The 17,001-nt window shown below is 68.7% G+C and carries 16 protein-coding genes; 7 read left to right on the forward strand and 9 right to left on the reverse strand.

Annotation, left to right across the window (positions count from 1 at the left end; translation table 11 throughout):
* Window positions 1-120: 120 nt before the first annotated feature.
* The 6 genes from RBS60_RS05995 to dinB form a co-directional block, all read right to left on the reverse strand.
* Window positions 121-1,884 carry a penicillin-binding protein 2 gene (locus RBS60_RS05995; RefSeq protein ID WP_307956737.1) on the reverse strand — a complete coding sequence of 588 codons (1,764 nt, stop codon included), beginning with the start codon at window positions 1,882-1,884 and terminating at the stop codon, window positions 121-123.
* A 169-nt stretch (window positions 1,885-2,053) separates the two neighbouring features.
* Window positions 2,054-2,686, reverse strand: a complete 633-nt coding sequence (locus RBS60_RS06000) for a hypothetical protein (protein WP_307956616.1) — start codon at window positions 2,684-2,686, stop codon at window positions 2,054-2,056.
* Entirely contained in the window at window positions 2,683-3,681 is a 999-nt protein-coding gene (rsmH, locus tag RBS60_RS06005; protein WP_307956617.1) for a 16S rRNA (cytosine(1402)-N(4))-methyltransferase RsmH, read from the reverse strand. Before rsmH ends, RBS60_RS06000 begins: the two co-directional genes overlap by 4 nt.
* A gap of 171 nt (window positions 3,682-3,852) precedes the next feature.
* Window positions 3,853-4,284: a division/cell wall cluster transcriptional repressor MraZ gene (gene mraZ / locus RBS60_RS06010; RefSeq protein ID WP_307956618.1), complete on the reverse strand. Its 432-nt coding sequence runs from the start codon at window positions 4,282-4,284 to the stop codon at window positions 3,853-3,855.
* 617 nt (window positions 4,285-4,901) lie between these two features.
* Window positions 4,902-5,261, reverse strand: a complete 360-nt coding sequence (locus RBS60_RS06015) for a DUF3040 domain-containing protein (RefSeq protein WP_307956619.1) — start codon at window positions 5,259-5,261, stop codon at window positions 4,902-4,904.
* A gap of 207 nt (window positions 5,262-5,468) precedes the next feature.
* Window positions 5,469-6,734 carry a DNA polymerase IV gene (dinB, locus tag RBS60_RS06020; RefSeq protein ID WP_374049231.1) on the reverse strand — a complete coding sequence of 422 codons (1,266 nt, stop codon included), beginning with the start codon at window positions 6,732-6,734 and terminating at the stop codon, window positions 5,469-5,471.
* Between the two features lie 86 nt (window positions 6,735-6,820).
* Between dinB and RBS60_RS06025 the strand changes: the two genes are divergently transcribed.
* Both RBS60_RS06025 and RBS60_RS06030 read left to right on the forward strand, forming a co-directional pair.
* Entirely contained in the window at window positions 6,821-7,384 is a 564-nt protein-coding gene (locus RBS60_RS06025) for a hypothetical protein (protein WP_307956620.1), read from the forward strand.
* 49 nt (window positions 7,385-7,433) lie between these two features.
* A complete protein-coding gene (locus tag RBS60_RS06030; protein ID WP_374049232.1) occupies window positions 7,434-8,540 on the forward strand; it encodes a polyprenyl synthetase family protein in 1,107 nt (368 codons plus the stop codon).
* Between the two features lie 27 nt (window positions 8,541-8,567).
* Here RBS60_RS06030 and RBS60_RS06035 read toward each other — a convergent pair whose 3' ends face one another.
* Complete coding sequence (locus RBS60_RS06035) at window positions 8,568-8,921, reverse strand: Rv2175c family DNA-binding protein (protein WP_307956740.1); 354 nt, start codon at window positions 8,919-8,921, stop codon at window positions 8,568-8,570.
* A 198-nt stretch (window positions 8,922-9,119) separates the two neighbouring features.
* Between RBS60_RS06035 and RBS60_RS06040 the strand changes: the two genes are divergently transcribed.
* Both RBS60_RS06040 and pknB read left to right on the forward strand, forming a co-directional pair.
* On the forward strand, window positions 9,120-10,304 hold the full coding sequence (locus tag RBS60_RS06040) for a LysM peptidoglycan-binding domain-containing protein (protein ID WP_307956621.1): 1,185 nt from the start codon (window positions 9,120-9,122) through the stop codon (window positions 10,302-10,304).
* A 47-nt stretch (window positions 10,305-10,351) separates the two neighbouring features.
* Entirely contained in the window at window positions 10,352-12,370 is a 2,019-nt protein-coding gene (pknB, locus tag RBS60_RS06045) for a Stk1 family PASTA domain-containing Ser/Thr kinase (protein WP_307956622.1), read from the forward strand.
* Window positions 12,371-12,409: 39 nt separating this feature from the next.
* On the opposite strand, the gene RBS60_RS06050 is transcribed toward pknB, so the two are convergent.
* Together RBS60_RS06050 and RBS60_RS06055 are read right to left on the reverse strand one after the other, a co-directional pair.
* Entirely contained in the window at window positions 12,410-13,807 is a 1,398-nt protein-coding gene (locus tag RBS60_RS06050; RefSeq protein ID WP_307956623.1) for a class II 3-deoxy-7-phosphoheptulonate synthase, read from the reverse strand.
* A 31-nt stretch (window positions 13,808-13,838) separates the two neighbouring features.
* Window positions 13,839-14,561, reverse strand: coding sequence for a lysophospholipid acyltransferase family protein (locus RBS60_RS06055; protein WP_307956624.1), 723 nt, complete (start codon window positions 14,559-14,561; stop codon window positions 13,839-13,841).
* Between the two features lie 180 nt (window positions 14,562-14,741).
* On the opposite strand from RBS60_RS06055, the gene RBS60_RS06060 reads away from it, so the two are divergent.
* From RBS60_RS06060 to RBS60_RS06070, 3 genes are all read left to right on the forward strand, one after another.
* A complete protein-coding gene (locus RBS60_RS06060) occupies window positions 14,742-15,533 on the forward strand; it encodes an alpha/beta fold hydrolase (RefSeq protein ID WP_307956625.1) in 792 nt (263 codons plus the stop codon).
* Between the two features lie 62 nt (window positions 15,534-15,595).
* Complete coding sequence (locus tag RBS60_RS06065) at window positions 15,596-16,375, forward strand: alpha/beta fold hydrolase (RefSeq protein WP_307956626.1); 780 nt, start codon at window positions 15,596-15,598, stop codon at window positions 16,373-16,375.
* Window positions 16,372-16,986, forward strand: a complete 615-nt coding sequence (locus RBS60_RS06070) for a hypothetical protein (protein ID WP_307956627.1) — start codon at window positions 16,372-16,374, stop codon at window positions 16,984-16,986. The genes RBS60_RS06065 and RBS60_RS06070 overlap by 4 nt, the downstream gene beginning before the upstream one ends.
* Window positions 16,987-17,001 lie beyond the last annotated feature (15 nt).

Consider the following 17,001-nt stretch of genomic DNA (forward strand, 5'->3'; position numbering starts at 1 on the left):
CTGATCGCTCACGTTCACCTTCATTGTTCGGGAGATTCCAACTCTATATCGGAGGCCGCTCAGACCTCTCCGGGCCTTGATGGCCCCGGGCCGGGTCACCGCCCGCGTGTCACGGCCCGGTCACTGGGCGTACTGCGGCAGCTTCACGGGCGTGCCCGTGGACGGCTGGACACCGTACTTGTGGAGCGTTTGGGACATCACGGAGCGGAATACGTCGGCGTTGCCGATTCCGAAGATGTCCCCTTGGGGCCTCTGGATGACGACGGCAACTACGTACCGCGGGTCCTCCATCGGCGCCATGCCGATGAGGGACGAGGTGACGCCGTCGAATCCGGGGACCCCATCCTCGCGCGGCGCCTCCGAGGTGCCGGTCTTGGCGCCGACTCGGTAGCCGTCGATGGCTGCGGGCTTGACCTCGCCGGCGGTGACGTTGCTCTCGAGCATGTCCCGAACCTGCTGCGCCGTGTTTTGGCTCACGACCTGCTGGGGCGCCGCCGTCTGGAACTTCTCGGTCTGGCCGTTCGGGCCGACATAGGCGTCGATGAGCCGGGGCTGTTCCATGACGCCACCGTTGGCGATGACGCCATACGCGCGGGCCGTCTGAAGCGTGGACTGGGTCACGCCCTGGCCGAACAGGACAGTGTACTGCTGGCGTGTATCCCACTCCTGCGGCGTATGGAGGATACCCAACGCCTCGCCAGGCAAGCCGATGTCGACAGGCTGCCCGATGCCGAACTTTGTGAACCAGTCGTAGCGCTGCTGCGGTGAGAGCTCCTTGCCAGCCATGACGGTTCCCGTGTTCATCGAGTACCCCAGGATGCCCGCGAGCGTACGGTGCTCGGTGCCGTGCGTGAACGCGTCGGCGAACGTCTGGCCATCGATCGTATACGTCGGGGGAATGGTGTACTCGGAGAGCGGGTTGGCCTTGCCCTCCTGGATGAGCGACGCCATCGTGATCGTCTTCTCCACCGACCCGGGCTCGTAGGCCGCGGTCACAGCGCGGACGCCGCGGTCCTTCGCGGCGGACTTGCCCGGATCGTTCGGATCTACCGAATTGGAGTCGGCCATGGCCAGGATATTCCCCGTCTTGGCGTCCATGACGATCGCGACGCCCCATTCCGCCTTGTACCTGTCGGCCTGCGTCTGGATGGCCTGCTGGGTGAAGTACTGCAGGTCCGAGTTGATGGTGAGCCGGACCGTCTTGCCGTCCTGCGCCGGGGTGAGCTTGTCCGTCGCGACAGGGATGCGGAGCCCGTCGGCGCCGATCTCGTACTCCCGTGAACCGTCCTGGCCCTTGAGGACGTCGTCCTGGGTCTGCTCGAGCCCTGAGAGGGCAGTGCCGTCCGAGCCGAGGAAGCCGACGAAGCTGCCACCCACGGCACCGTTGGGGTAGACGCGCTGGGTCACCCCCTCGGAGAGGATGCCCGGGAAACCGATGCCCATGACGGTCGCCTCGGTGTCGGGCGTCACGTTGCGGGCCACGTAGTTGAACGGCTTGTCGCCCGTGATCGACGTGGTCACGTCGGCGACGGACTTGCCGAGGGCATTGGAGAGCTCCTGCAGCGCCTGGGTTCGGGGGATCTTGACGACCTTCTTGCTACCGTCCCCCGCGTCGACGCTCCGGTCGAGGTCGGTGAAGTCCTTGGCCGAGGCGATCCTCTGGTCGACCGTGATGTTGTACCGGACGACGCTCGAGGCGAGCACGGCGCCCTGCGAGTCGACGATCTGGCCGCGCGCGGCCGGCAGCACTGTCTTCTGCAGCCTCTTGGTCACCGCGGCCTCGGCCATGCCACCCACGTCCAGGCCCTGGACCAGAACGAGGCGGCCGCCGATGAGGATCAGGAGCGCGAGCATGGCCACGAGGCCGAGCCTGAGCCGTCGCACACCAGTGCGTGCGTGCCGGGAGGCGCGGTCGTCGGGCCGCTCTCCCCTACGCGGGCCGGTGCGCCGTGCATCCGAACTCGTTCTTGCCACGCTTTTCCCTGCCCTTCGGATCTCGGTGCTCTGGCCTCACACTCGGCCCGCCGCGCACGAAGACCGTGGGCCGCCGTGCCTACTGGCCCGGAGCCTTCTGCGCGGGTGCCGGAATGGACCCGCCATGCAGATCGACCGCTGGCTTGTCAGCCGTCTTCGCGGCAGCAGCGGAAGCCGCCGCGCTGGCCGCCTTCGCCTCGAGCGGATCCTTGGTCGTCGCTGCCGGCACGGCAGCAATCTGTCCCGGAACCGCGGGCGGCGCGATCGTGGCGCCCTGGGGGGTGCCCTTCTGCGCCGCCTTGGCCTCGCCGGTCACCGCGAGTGTCTTCAGGTCAATCTGTCCGTTGGACGTCGAAGCGACCATTCCATATTGTGCCGCGCGGGCAGCCAGATTCTGGGGAGCCTCGTAGTTCTGCACGCGCTGTGTCAGATCCTGGTTCTGCTTCTCAAGGGTGAGCTGCTCGCTGCGGAGCTGGACCAGCTGGTACTGGCCTGTGGACACGGAGACGTTGAGCACGAGCACAGCGAGGAGTGCTGCTCCGAGCACTCCCAGGCAGAAGACCGCGAACGGCGCGCGACGGCGCAGCGGAAGCGAGCGGACCAAGGACAGAGGTGCCCGGCGCGGGGCGGGCGCCGATGACGGGCGCCCCGGGGCCGCCCTGAGGGCAGACGTGCCGGCCACGGCCGCCGTCCCCTGTGCTGCTGCGCTCATCTTCCACTCCTCGTCCTGATCCGTTGTGCCGCCCGCAGGCGCGCCGAGGCTGCGCGGGGATTCTCCGCGATCTCGGCTTCCGTCGGCGTCTCTGTTCCCTTGGTGATCGTCTTCAGTTCGGGGCGGTGTTCCTCGAGCTCCACCGGGAATCCGGGAGGCGCGCTCGAGCGGCTCCTGGACTGAAGAGCGGTCTTCACGATCCGGTCCTCGAGCGAGTGGTAGCTCATGACCACGATGCGGCCGCCCAGATGCAGGACGTCGATGGCGGCGGGCACGGCCCGTGCGAGGACGTCGAGCTCCTCGTTGACCTCGATCCGGAGCGCCTGGAACGTACGCTTGGCCGGGTGTCCCCCAGTCCTTGCCGCTGCTGCCGGCACGACGGCGCGGATCGCCTCAACGAGGCGCCCCGTCGTGGTGAACGGCTCCTTCTCGCGCTCGGCGACGATGTTCCGCGCGATCCGGCCGGCGAACTTCTCCTCGCCCCACGAGCGGATGATCCGCGTGAGGTCCTCGACACTGTAGGTGTTGACCACGTCGGCTGCCGTCATGCCACGACTCGTGTCCATGCGCATGTCGAGCGGGGCGTCATACGAGTAGGCGAAGCCGCGCTGGCGCTCGTCGAGCTGCAGCGAGGAGACCCCGAGATCCATGAGCACGCCGTCGGCTCCGTCGAGGCCGAGCCCCTCGAGCACCTCCGGGATTTCGTCGTAGACCGCGTGAACGAGCTTTGCGCGTGCGCCAAACGGTGCGAGCCGAGCTCCGGCGAGGGCCAGAGCCTGCTCGTCCCGGTCGATGCCCACGAGGGTCACGGTCGGGAAGCGCGTGAGAATGGCTTCGCTGTGGCCACCCATGCCGAGGGTTGCGTCGACGACGACAGGCGCCCGGCCCGCGGCCACCGCCGCCTCGACTCCGACCGAGAGGAGGTTCACGCAGCGGTCGAGGAGCACCGGAACGTGGCGTTCCGCCGTCGGCTTGATCTGCTCGTCTTCCGCCATCGTCCTCTCCTCCTCGTCTGGTTCGCCCGGTCGTGTCGGGCTCGCGTTGCTCGTGTTCCGTTCGGTGGGCTGTGCCCAGATCCCCCTCCGCGCCGGTGGGCCGCCTGGCTCCGGGGAAGGTGAGCCAGGGAGGCTTGCGAGGCGGCTGGAGATCTCGGCCAGCCAAGGGGATCAGAGGATCCCGGGCAGTGCGTCGTCGTCGGTCTCCGAGAAGGAGGATTCCTTCTCGGACAGGTAGTCCTCCCATGCCTGGGCGTCCCAGATCTCTGCCCGGGTCCCTACGCCGATAACGGCCAGGTCCCGGTCCAGACCCGCATACTTGCGCAGGTTCTGGGGGATCGTCACGCGCCCCTGCTTGTCAGGCACCTCGTCGGAGGCCCCAGACAGGAAGACCCTGAGGTAGTCCCGTGCCTGACGCGAGGAGATAGGGGCTTCCCGCATCTGCTCGTGGACTCTCTCAAATTCCTTCTGGCTGAAGACGTAGATGCAGCGCTCCTGGCCCCGTGTCAGAACCAGCCCTTCGGCCAGCTCGTCGCGGTACTTCGCCGGGAGGATGAGCCGCCCCTTCTCGTCCAGACGCGGCGAATACGTACCGAGCAACATCGGTACCACCACCCGTCCGTCCGAGGCTGAACGTCCCTAGCCGCCACTTCCCTCCAACAACCCCCACTTTACTCCACTCCCCTCCCCCGTCAACGAGTACCGACACGCATGTCGCACCATCTGTACAAGAAACTCCCCCACCATTCCGCGGATTTCCGGGCCTTTCCGAACCGGTGGAGGGTGGTGGAGTGCGTTTCCAAGCCGCCAGGTTCCAGGGCGCATGACGGCGCCCTGGAGCCTTCGCGAGCCCGCTGGCGGGCGCTTCGGACGGGTTCGGACGCCGTTCGGGGAGCAAAGTGGAGGACTGCAACAAGAGTCGATCCCCGGTCAGGAAGGTGGGGTGCCGGGGACGAAGCAGGGGCCCTGAGCGAAAGCACTGGCCTGGGAAAAAAGTGGGGTGTCCGCCGCCGTAGGCCGGATGGACACCGACAGACGACTGCGCCCGGACAGACAACTGCGCCCCGGAACCGAAGTTCCGGGGCGCAGTCAGGCCGTCAGGTGGGGTCGCGATTCATGTGCTCAAGCCATCGGCCGCGCGAACGTCAAGCCGGTCCAGGCGATTGCGGTGAGGCGTTCAGACGACACGACGAGCCTCAACAGGGGCCCGGAGGCCGGGGTCAGCCCTCCTCGCGCCGGCGTTCCTCCCATTGCGCTTCAAGTCTGTGGAGGAAACCGCTGCTGCTGCGCTTCGAGCCGCCCGAGCGCAGGCGCCGCCCCGGACGCCGAAGTGTTCCGTAGTAGACACTCGCTCCCATGAGCAGGAAGCCCAGAACGCCCACGAAGATGTTCTGGATGCTCACTCCGACGAGGAGGACGAGGATGCCTACGATCACGCCCAAGACGCCCAGCACAATGTGCTTGGTCGAGAAGGTCCGCAGGGCATCGGCACCCATGGAATCAGCGAACTTCGGATCCTCTTCGTGGAGCTGCTTCTCGAGCTGCTCCAGCATCTTCTGTTCGTGCTCCGAGAGAGGCATGGCGACTCCTTCACGCATGCGGACGATGGACGGCCCATCACCTGCATCAACGCATCGAACCGGCTCCGGGTTCCATTCGCCGGACGAGCCGCTGCGACCCGCCTCAGATTGAATCCCCAGCCGACTCGCTGCTCCCAATATTCGAGGTTCCTTAAGGATATGACGTCCGGGTAGGTTCCAACAGGGAGACTCACGCGTTCGGATGTCTCAGCCCCGCGGAGGCCTCCCGTCCCGGTGACCAGCGGCCCTCCGCTCGGCGAGGAGGCGGGCCGGGCGGATCATTCCAGCCCCGAACTTCTCCGACACGCGGTCGAGGGTTTCCTCGGCAGTGCGCCAGTTGTCCTCGATGCGGTCCAGGCTCAGCTGCCGTGGAGCGCCCGCGGCACGCTCGAGCCGCTCGCCCCTAAGGCCGATGAGGCGCACTGGCATAGGCCGGCCGCCCAGCGCAGCGAGCAGTTGGCGGGCAGCCGAGTACAGATGCTGCGCGCTGTCCGTCGGCACGGTGAGGGTATGCGAGCGGGACAGCGTCGAGAAGTCGGAATAGCGCAGCTTGAGGACCACGGTCGCCGCCGCGACCCCCTGCGCCCTGAGCCGTCCGGCAACGCGATGGGCGAGCCGAAGGAGCTCGGCATGGAGCGCGGCATCGTCCGTGACGTCGGCGGCGAACGTCTCCTCGGCACCGATGCTCTTCTCCTCACGCACGGGAGTCACCGCTCGTTCGTCGAGGCCCCAGCTCAGGCCCTTGGCGTGCAGACCGGGAGCGCCGAGTGAACGCTTGAGCGTCGAGTCCGGCGTGTGGGCCAGATCGGCGATCGTATGGATGCCGAGGCGCGCGAGTACCTCCTGCGTCTTGCCTCCGATCCCCCAGAGCGCACCCACGGGAAGCGCATGGAGGAATGCGACTGTGTCTTCGGGTCGAACCACCAGCAGCCCATCCGGCTTGGACCTCGCCGAGGCGATCTTCGCAACGAACTTCGTGCCGGCCACCCCCACGGACGCAGTAATCCCGAGGTCCGCCCGGATGCGTGCCTTGATCTGCGCGGCAATCTCCTCCGGAGCGGCGCCCAGCCGCCGGACGGCGCCGGATACGTCGAGGAACGCCTCGTCGACGCTGAGCGGCTCGACGAGGTCCGTGAAATCCCCGAAGACCTTCATGAGCTCCTTGGACACCTCGTAGTAGAGGTGGTGACGGGGCTCGACGACGATTGCGTCCGGGCAGCGCCGCAGCGCGATGAGCATGGGCATCGCGCTGCGGATGCCAAAGGCACGGGCTTCATAGCTCGCGGAGAGGACCACAGAGCGTTCCGCGGGGAAGCCCACGATCACGCGGCGGCCGCGGAGTTCGGGGCGTTCGCGCTGCTCGACTGCGACGAAGAACGCGTCCATGTCAACGTGCAGGATCCCCCGGCGCCTCTGGGCGTCGAGCGGCTCTCTCCGCGGCTCATCCGGCCGAGGCACATCCGGCGTCTCCACGAGTCCATCGTAGGCGGGCGGGGTCAGCGGGTCCCACTAGACTGGGCGGGACCTCAATGGGCCCACGGAAGGTACACGGAATCTCGATGGCACTCACGACCCACAGGATTCGACGGCTTGCAGGTGCCACAGCGCTGGCTTCGGCGGCGCTCGCCATGGCTGCCTGCAGCGGCCCAACCGCAGGGTCGGGGCAGAGCACCACCCCGCCTTCGAGCTCCGCCTCGGCCTCCGCATCCTCGACCTCGCTGGCCACCGCGTCGGCATCGGCTTCGGCTAGCGGGACCGTGAGCGCGATCGCCTCGGGCTTCCCGTCGAAGACCCTGCCGCTCATGCCCGGCGCCGCCGCCCTCGCGACGAGCTTCGACGCGTCGACGACTCCCGCCGTGGCGTCCCTCGTCGCATCGAGCAGCAAGTCGTCCGCAGCCGAGATGCTCGACTACTACACCAAGGTCCTCACGGACCAGGGCTTCACGGCGGTCCCCGCCGCGAGCTCGACCGGCGCGGCGTCGGCGATGGCTTCCGCGGGTACCCTCCTGCGCGACTTCATCCGCTCCAACGGCTCGGAGACGGCAACCATCACGGTCGTGACCGCGAACGGCCAAGCCGTGGCGACGGTCAGTATCTCCGTGGCGCCATCCGCGCTGAAGTAGCCGTCCCCTTCAGCCGTCACTGAAGCAGTCGTCCCCGCCAAGGAGCAGCGTGAACCGAGTGCAGCCGGATCCCTCCGGATTCGAGGCCGAGCAGGAGACGTACCGGGAGTCGCTCGCTGGGCAGCTTGAGGGCTTCCTCGAGGGCCAGCGGGCTGCGATGGACCTCGTCTCGGCCGACGTCGCGCCGCTCATGGACGCGATCTCGGGTCTCGCCTCCGGGGGCAAGCGGCTGCGGGCCCTCCTGGGCTACTGGGGCTGGCGCGCGGCCGGCGGTGCGGTGCTCGCCGAGGAGCCGGTCCGCGCGGGAGTTGCGCTCGAGCTGTTCCAGTCCGCCGCACTCATCCACGATGACATCATCGACCGCTCGGACACCCGCAGGGGTGCGCCGAGCGTGCACGAGCGGTTCGCCGCCCTGCATGAAGCATCGGGCTGGGGCCTCGACGCCGAGCGCTTCGGCCACGCCGCCGCCATTCTGACCGGCGACCTGTGCCTCTCGTTCAGCGAGGAGGCGTTCACCGCTGTCGGCCCCACCGCGGGGCCGGCCACGACGGCTCGCCGGATCTTCAACACCATGCGGGCCGAGGTCATGGCTGGCCAGTACCTCGACATCCTCGAGGAAGTGGCTGGCCGGACCCGTCCCCGCGAGGACGCCGTGGTCCGCGCCAGGAACGTGATCCGGTACAAGAGTGCGAAGTACTCCATGGAGCATCCTCTGGCCATCGGCGGGGCGCTCGCTGGGGCCGACGAAGCCCTGCTGGCCGCCTACTCGGCGTTCTCCCTCCCGCTTGGGGAGGCCTTCCAGCTGCGCGACGACGTGCTCGGCGTCTTCGGTGACCCCCAGACCACCGGGAAGCCGGCCGGTGACGACCTCCGCGAGGGCAAGCGGACCGTCCTCGTCGCGCTCGCTCTCGACGCGGCCGACGGCGCCGCCGGGGCAACGCTCGAAAGCGGGCTCGGGCGTGAGGACCTCGGGATCGACGACGTCGACCGGCTGCGGGACATCATCAGCACCACGGGCGCGCTCAACGCGGTCGAGGGACTCATCGACGAGCTCTCGGGCAGAGCCTTCGCGGCTCTGGCCCGGCTCCACCTCGACGTCGACGTGCGCGCCGCGCTCGAGGCCCTCGGCCTCGCGGCGGTGCGACGCGCCGCCTGATGCCAAGTGCCGGTCAGGCCAGGACTCCTACCAGGCGAGGATCTGGGCCCGGCGGCGGATCTCGGTCTTGCGGCCCTCGCGCAGTGCGTCGATGGGCCTGCCGCGCAGGGATTCATCCGGTGTGAAGAGCCACCCAATCAGCTCTTCATCGCTGAAGCCCGCATCTACTAGGACAGCAACGGTTCCTTTGAGGCTGTCCACGATGGCATTCCCGTCGAGAAATAGTGCGGGGACGGATCGGACATTCTTCTCGCCGACTCGCGCTGCAACAAGGGCGCGTTCATCCAGCAGGGCGTGCACCTTCGTGACCGTGCAGCCGAGTCGCTCCGCAACGTCCGGCAGGGGAAGCCATTCAGACACCAGATTTTCAATATCACTCACGTCACCAGCCTGCCACGGCACAGGCCTGTCCACCTAGTCCGGGGTTGCCGCTGTCTTGTGCGTGCTGGCTAATCGTGAGAGATTCACAATCGTCACTCTAGTAACATCAGTCGAAATTAATCACTCAAATCACATCATGAATCTCCGGTATCTCACCTCACACCAGTGACACCACCCCCGGCTCAAGGAGGTCGACCGATGAGCACGCCCGGCACGAACAGGTCCACTGCTGCCAAGCCCCTGCCCCTCGTTGCGGCAACAGCGGTCCTTCCCGTGGTCGCCCTTTCCTCGCTGGCACTTGCGGCACCCGCATCTGCCACGGCCCCCGCTGTGCAGCGTCAGGGCGCCATCTCGACGGCCCCCGATCGTACGGGCCAGGCCGCCGTGGTGCCCGCGGCCGAGATCGCCGCACTGGTCCCCACACGCCTCGCGGTTCCACAGCAAGGAGGGCCCGCCCGGGCAGAATCGCTGCAGGCCGATCCGCCCGCAACTCACACCGTGCGCGCCGGAGACACCGTGACGGCGATCGCGGCCAAGTACGGCCTGGGGGTCGCCGACGTCCTTGCCCTCAACGGCCTGACCCCGTCGACGATCATCCGCCCCGGGCAGGTGATCCGACTCCTCGGTGCGCCGTCAGCGCCAGCCAGCCCCCCGTCGTCGTCCGCCCCTGCCGCCACTCAGCCGTCCCAGAGCACGACCTACACGATCCGGCCCGGGGACACGCTCTACGGCATCAGCGCGCGCCTCAGCGTCCCCCTGGGCGATCTGCTCGCCGCGAACTCTCTGAGCCTCACCAGCGTCATCTACGCGGGCCGCACCCTCAAGGTACCGGTGCCCGTCGGCAGCGCCGAACCTGCCTCGAGCGTGACGCCTGCCTCGTCGGAGCCCGTCAAGCCGCTCGTCGCCGACAGCTTCATGGGGTACAAGTACCCGACGGCAACAGTCGCGTCCGCCAACGAGAACAAGAGGCTCCTGAACGCCGCCCCCGTGCCGAGCCGCGCCGAGATGAAGCAGATCATCTCGGACACCGCCCGCCGGATGGGAGTCGACCCGGCACTCGCTCTGGCCTTCGCGTACCAGGAGTCGGGCTTCAGCCAGCGCGCGGTCTCGCCCGCGAACGCGATCGGCGCCATGCAACTCGTTCCGTCCTCGGGCCAGTGGGCCTCCGACCTCGTGGGGCGGACGCTCAACCTGCTCGACCCCTATGACAACGCCACGGCCGGGGTGGCGATCATCCGTGCTCTCGTCCGCACGAGCAAGGACGAGGACACCGCAATCGCCGGGTACTACCAGGGCCAGTACTCGGTCGCCAAGCATGGGCTGTACGACGACACGAAGCAGTACGTCGCCGCCGTGAAGGCCCACAAGGCCACGTTCTCCTGAGACTCGGCCTCAGGCTGCACTCAAGGCGTAGCGCTTAGGATCGTGGGGTGAATGGAAAGCTGAGCGATGCGCTCGTCGGCTCGCTCGTGGGCGGGCGGTACCACGTGGTATCGCGCCTTGCCATGGGTGGCATGGCCACTGTCTACCTTGCCACGGACACGAACCTCGACCGAGAGGTTGCCCTCAAGGTCCTGCATCCCCATCTGAGCCAGGATCCGACGTTCGCGGACCGGCTCGAGCGCGAGGCCAAGGCCGCCGCGCGGCTCTCGCACCCGCACGTCGTCTCCGTGCTCGACCGCGGACACGACGACGAAATCTTCTTCATCGTCATGGAGTATGTGCCCGGCAGGAACCTGCGGGACCTGCTCAACGAGCGCGGAGCACTTCCACCGCGCCAGGCCCTCGCGCTCATCGACGCGGTCGTGGACGGCCTCACAGCGGCCCACGCGGCCGGGCTCATCCACCGGGACATCAAGCCCGAGAATGTCCTCCTCGGGGACAAGGGGCAGATCAAGGTCGCGGACTTCGGCCTCGCGCGCGCCGTGACGACGTCCACCAACACCGGCCTCACCCTGGGCACCGTCGGGTACATCGCCCCCGAGCTGGTGCAGCGCGCCGGCAGCGACGCCCGCAGCGATCTGTACTCCGTCGGAATCATGCTCTACGAGCTGCTCACGGGCCACCAGCCCTACCGCGGCGATATACCCGTGCAGGTCGCCATGCAGCATGTCACGCAGGACGTCCCGCCGCCCTCCGCGCTGGTCCCAGGGCTCTCTCCGGAGCTCGATGAGCTCGTGCAATGGACGTCGGCACGCGATCCCGAGGACCGGCCCGTCAGCTCCGAGGCCCTCCTCGACGAGATCAGGCACATCCGGACGCACCTGACAGACGCCCAGCTCGACCTGCACGCCGCCAACACGCCGGATTCCGCACCGGATTCCGCGCGGACGCAATACATCCCTCAGCCCCCGACCGGCGTCGGCACCCAGACCGAGGCGCTGCCCGCGGGCCGCACGGAAGTGATCGGCTCGGCGTACCCGACGCAGCACACGAGCGTCATGCCGCAGCCGGAGCACGCCCCGACGGGCCGCGAGCTGCGTCGGCTTGAGCGCGAGGAGGCCAAGCAGTCAGCCGCCGCCGCAGCGACGCCTACCCGCACGCTCGTGCCCGGCAACCGTCGGCGGCGCGGTGCCGTGTGGGCGATCGTCGTCCTGCTCCTCGCCGTCCTCGCGGCGCTGGCCGGGTGGTTCTTCGGTGTGGGACCGGGAGCGGCCGCGACCGTGCCACCCGTCAAGGACCTGACCGTTGAGCAGGCGCGCCCGCTCTTCGAGCAGGCGGGGCTCACGTTTTCGACCCGGGACGTATTCGACGACGCCGTCACGTCGGGGCTCATCGTGGGCAGCATGCCAGCACCAGGGACCCAGATCCGCAGGTTTCAGGGAGTGAACGTCCTCGTGTCCAAGGGCCCCGAGCTCTTCCCACTCGAGAACCTCGTGGGGGCGACGGCCGATCACGCCAAGGCGGCCATCACCGCCGCGAAGGACACAGTCGGGACCATCACGCAGGTCTACAGCGACACCGTGCCGTCCGGAACCGTCGTCGCCCAGGACCCCGCGTCCGGAACCCCTCTGCGACACGGCTCGACGGTGTCGCTGACCGTCTCCAAGGGGCCGCAGCCGATTCCCGTGCCCAAGGTCGTCGGGATGGCGCAGTCCGATGCCCTCGCGGCCCTGCGCGCCGCGGGACTCGACCCGGTGGTCTCGACGGACGAGGTCAATGACAGGACCGTGCCGAAGGGCTCTGTCGCCGCGCAGGATCCGGTCGACGGCACCACCCTCACCAAGGGGGGCAAGGTCACCCTCACCATCTCGAAGGGCCCGAAGCTCGTTCAGGTACCCGATGTCTTCGGCAAGAGCGAGAAGGAGGCGACCCAGCTGCTGCAGGCCGCCGGGTTCACCGTCAAGAGCAGCTACACCTACGGACGTCCGATCTTCGGCCTCGTCGCGGGACAGGACAAGACGGGCGCCCAGCCGGAGGGCTCGACGATCACGATCACGGTCGCCTGAGCCCTACCGGTGCCGCGCCGGCACCGTGCCCTGTCGACGTCAGTGGTGCTTGGACAAAGCCCCGGCCACCAGGAATGCCATCTCGAGCGACTGCATGTGGTTCAACCGGGGATCGCACACGGACTCGTAGCGGTCCTCGAAGGCCGCCTCGTCGATCGGGTCGGAACCGCCCAGGCACTCGGCGACATCGTCGCCCGTCATCTCCATGTGCAGGCCGCCCGGGACGGTGCCGAGGCCTTCGTGCACCTCGAAGAAGCCGCGGACCTCGTCCACGACATCGTCGAAGCGGCGCGTCTTGTAGCCGTTGCGGCTCGTGACCGTGTTTCCGTGCATGGGGTCCGTGACCCACAGGACCTGCGCGCCCGAGGCCGTGACCTTCTCGACGACCGGCGGCAGCTTCTCCCGGATGTTCCCGGCACCCATGCGGGTGATGAAGGTCAGGCGGCCCGGCTCGCGCTCGGGGTCGAGCTTGTCGATGAGCCGCAGCGCGTCGTCGCCGGTCGTCTTGGGGCCGAGCTTGACGCCGATCGGGTTGCGCACGCGGGAGAGGTAGTCGACGTGCGCGTGGTCGAGCTCACGGGTGCGCTCACCGATCCACAGGAAGTGGGCCGACGTATCGTACGGGAGGCCCGTCCGCGAGTCGATGCGGGTGAGCGCACGCTCATAGTCGAGCAGGAGGGCCTCGTGGCTCGCGAAGAACTCGACGCGCTTCAGGGCGTCGAAGTCGACTCCGCACGAGTCCATGAACTTGATGGCGCGGTCGATCTCACGGGCCAGCGACTCGTAGCGCGCGTGGGCCGGGTTCTCCGTGAAGCCCTTGTTCCACGTGTGCACGAGCCGGAGGTCAGCGAAGCCGCCCTGCGTGAAGGCGCGGATGAGGTTCAGGGTCGACGCCGAGGTGTGGTAGGCGCGGAGCATGCGGGCTGCGTCATGCGCGCGGGTCTCGGGCGTGAACTCGTAGCCGTTGACGATGTCACCGCGGTAGGCGGGAAGCGTCACGCCGTCACGGGTCTCGGTGTCCGACGACCGCGGCTTGGCGAACTGCCCGGCCATGCGGCCCATCTTGATGACGGGCAGTTGCGCGCCGTAGGTCAGCACCACGGCCATCTGGAGGATCGTCTTCACGCGGGCGCTGATGCGGTCCGCCGTGGCGGCCTCGAAGGTCTCGGCGCAGTCGCCGCCCTGGAGGAGGAACGCGCGGCCCTGGGCCGCCGCGGCGAGGCGCTCGCGGAGCACGTCCACCTCGCCGGCGAACACGAGCGGCGGGAGGATCGACAGTTCGCTGACCGAGGCCTTGAAGACATCCGCATCGGACCACGTGGGCTGCTGCGAGATGGGCAGGGAACGCCAGTTGTCCAGACCCGGGTAGTCGGCGGCGCCGCTCTGGGCGGTGCTCGTGAATCGACCGGCGGGCGCTACGGAAAGATCAGTCACCACCCAAGGCTAAGTCACCGCCGGGTCCTCGCGCTCATGAGTCGGCCGGTGGGCGCTCCGTGCGGCGCTGGGCGGCCTCCTCGGCGAGCCGGGCCTTGACGTCCGCGGCATACATGTTGACGTACTCCTGGGCCGAGAGCTGCTGGATCTGGCGCATGATCCGGTCGGTCACCTCGCGCTGGACGTTCCGGTCCTCGGCGCGGTCATAGAACTCCGAGAAGTCCATCGGCTGGCCGATGATGACCCCCACGCGCCGGATCGACGGCAGTCGCTGGCCGATCGGCTGGACCTTCTCCGTGCCGATCATAGCGACCGGCAGGACCGGCACGCGCGTCTCGAGGGCCAGCCGGGCAACGCCGACCTTCCCGCGGTGCAGGCGGCCATCGGGGCTTCGTGTGCCCTCGGGATAGATGCCCAGGAGCCCGCCGCTGCGCAGGACGTGGGCGCCGGTCTCAAGGGACGCCGCCGAGGCCTCCCCGCCGGAGCGGTCCATGGGCAACTGGTTCGTGTAGCGGAAGAAGGCCGCCGTCAACCAGCCTTTGAGTCCGTGCCCCGTGAAGTACTCCTGTTTTGCGAGGAAGACCACGGGGCGCCGCACCATGAGCGGCAGGAAGATCGAATCGGAGAAGGAGAGGTGGTTCGAGGCGAGGATCGCGGCACCCGTCGAGGGCACGTTGGCGGTGCCCTTCGTCCACGGCCTGAAGAGCAGCTTGACGAGCGGACCGATGAAGATCTGCTTGAGGATCCAGTAGACCAAGGCGTGGCCCTTCTGCTGTATGAGGCGCTGCTGTACGGGCGCGCTTCCTCGACTCGCTCGCGCTTCCACGACTCACTGTAGTGTCACGCGGACTGCACGAGCGCACGCTTTCACCCACGCCACGCAGGATGTCGTACCGGACGCGATGCGAAGTGTCCTGCGTGCTGTCACGATGGACCCATGGAGCATATGGAAGGCGGGGTCCGTCCTCTTCGGCTCGGCGTGGCGCTCTGCCACGGATTCTCGGGCTCCCCCTCGTCCGTCAAGCCGTGGGCGGACGGCCTCGCCGAACGCGGGTTCGACGTCGAGGCCCCCCTTCTTCCCGGACACGGAACCAGCTGGCGGGACCTCGAGAAGCGCCGGTGGCACGAGTGGACCGACAGCTTCTCGGCAGCCTGTGCGGCCGTCGCAGCCCGCACCGACATCCTCTTCCTCGCGGGCCTCTCGATGGGCGGGACGATCGCGCTCCACACCGCGGCGCGCCGTTCAGCAGCCGAAGGGCACGGCCCTGTGCCCCCGGTGGCGGGGATCGCCGTCGTCAATCCTGGTCTCGGCTTCTATGACCAGCGCGCGCGCTTCATCGGCGTCTACCGCCTGCTGATGCGCACCACAGGTCCGATCGACGAGGCCGACGCACCCCAGCCCGTCGGCGACGAGGGCGACTACTCGCGGACCCCCATCGCCGCTGTCCACGAGCTCAAACGCCTCTTCCATGCCACCGACCGCGTCCTGCCGCGCGTCACCGTGCCCCTGATCGCGTTCAAGTCCGACGTCGACCCGGTCGTCCCGCCGTCGTCGCTCGCCCGGATCGTGGGCCGGGTCTCGAGCCCGGAGGTCCAGGTGGTTCCCCTCCACGGCAGCCCCCACGTCGCCACACGCGGACCCGAAGCCCGGCTGATCATCGACCGCACGGCCGACACGTTCGACCGCTGGGCCGAGCACGCCGCGCTGCATACGGGGATCGGGGCCTGACAGACGCGCCCGAACCTCGTGGCGTGAGGGCGGAGGCCAGCTCTCGGTGCATAATTCATGCCATGGACACCCCTCCGACAGTCGGGGTCGCGCTGAGCCACGGCTTCACGGGCGAGCTCGCAGGAATCGTGCCGTGGGCCACTGCGCTCCGCGCGGCCGGATTCCGCGTCTCGACCCCCCTTCTGCCCGGCCATGGCACGTCGGTCGAGGATCTCGCCCGTATCCCGTGGCGCGTCTGGTACGAAGCGTACGAGGCCGCCTACCTCGAGCTCGCACGCGACTGCGACACGGTGGTCGCGGCAGGCCTGTCGATGGGCGGTGCCCTGGCCCTGCGGCTTGCCGCACACCGGCTCGTCGCCGCGGTCACGGTGGTCAACCCCGCACTCGTCGTGGACGATCCCCGCTCCCATGTCTCGGCCGTGATGCGCTACGTCGTCAAGACCGTGCCGGGCATCCACAACGACATCAAGAGACCCGGTCAGGACGAGGGCGGGTATGACATCGTCCCGGTCGCGGCCGCGCACCAGATGAAGCTCCTCTTCCGCGATACCGTGGAGGCCCTCCCCCGGGCCGTCGCGCCCCTCCAGGTCTTCCGCTCGACGGTGGACCACGTGGTCACGAGCGAGCGGAGCCTCGGGGCCATTCTGGGCCGGTACGGCGGAACGGACATCCGCCTGGTCCGGCTCACTGACAGCTACCATGTCGCGACGCTCGACAACGACGCGGAGACGATCTTCACGCGGTCGGCCGCCTTCATCCGCGAGACCATCGGCACTGCGACGCACGCGGACGCACCTGTCGAAGGCACCCGGCCCACCGACGGAGCGGAGTCCGCCGCATGAGCGGTCATCCGGATCCTGACGGCCACGACGCCGCACCCGACGACGACGCGTGGCGCGACCTTGTCGCGCGCCTCGGCGGTGGGCCGTCCGGCGACGAAGGCGGGGGGCCTGCACCGCGCGAACCATCCGCGGCCGAGCGCGCCGCCGCGGGCGCCCCGCCGCGCGGGCACAGGCCCCGCAGTGGGCTCATCCACCCCGACGCGCCCAGCAACGTCGAACCCACGGATGGTGATCCCGGCGCTCTCGGGGACGACGGCGCCGGCTTCTCGCGCTTCGACCCGCTCGGAATCTCCGGGGGCCGGTCCGAATCCTCGGGGAGCGGAGTGTCGGGCCGAGGACCGGCCGGCGATGAGCACGACGGCCTGCCCGGCGACTTCGTCCCCGACGAGCCGGAGCCCGTGCTCGCGGGCGCGGACCCGGTCTCGGTGCTTGCGTGGTCTGGGGCGCTGGGCGGCCCCGTGGCCCTACTCGTCTGCGCGCTCGTGTGGCGCGGCGTGCCGGGCTTCGTGATCGTGCTCCTCGTGGCAGCCTTCATCGCTGGGGTCGGAACGCTGATCATGCGCCTCCCCCGGAACAAGGACGACGACGGCGACGACGGCGCCCGGATCTAGCCGAGCACACCGAAC

This window comes from Sinomonas sp. ASV486 (genome assembly GCF_030908215.1).
Classification (GTDB): Bacteria; Actinomycetota; Actinomycetes; order Actinomycetales; family Micrococcaceae; genus Sinomonas; species Sinomonas puerhi.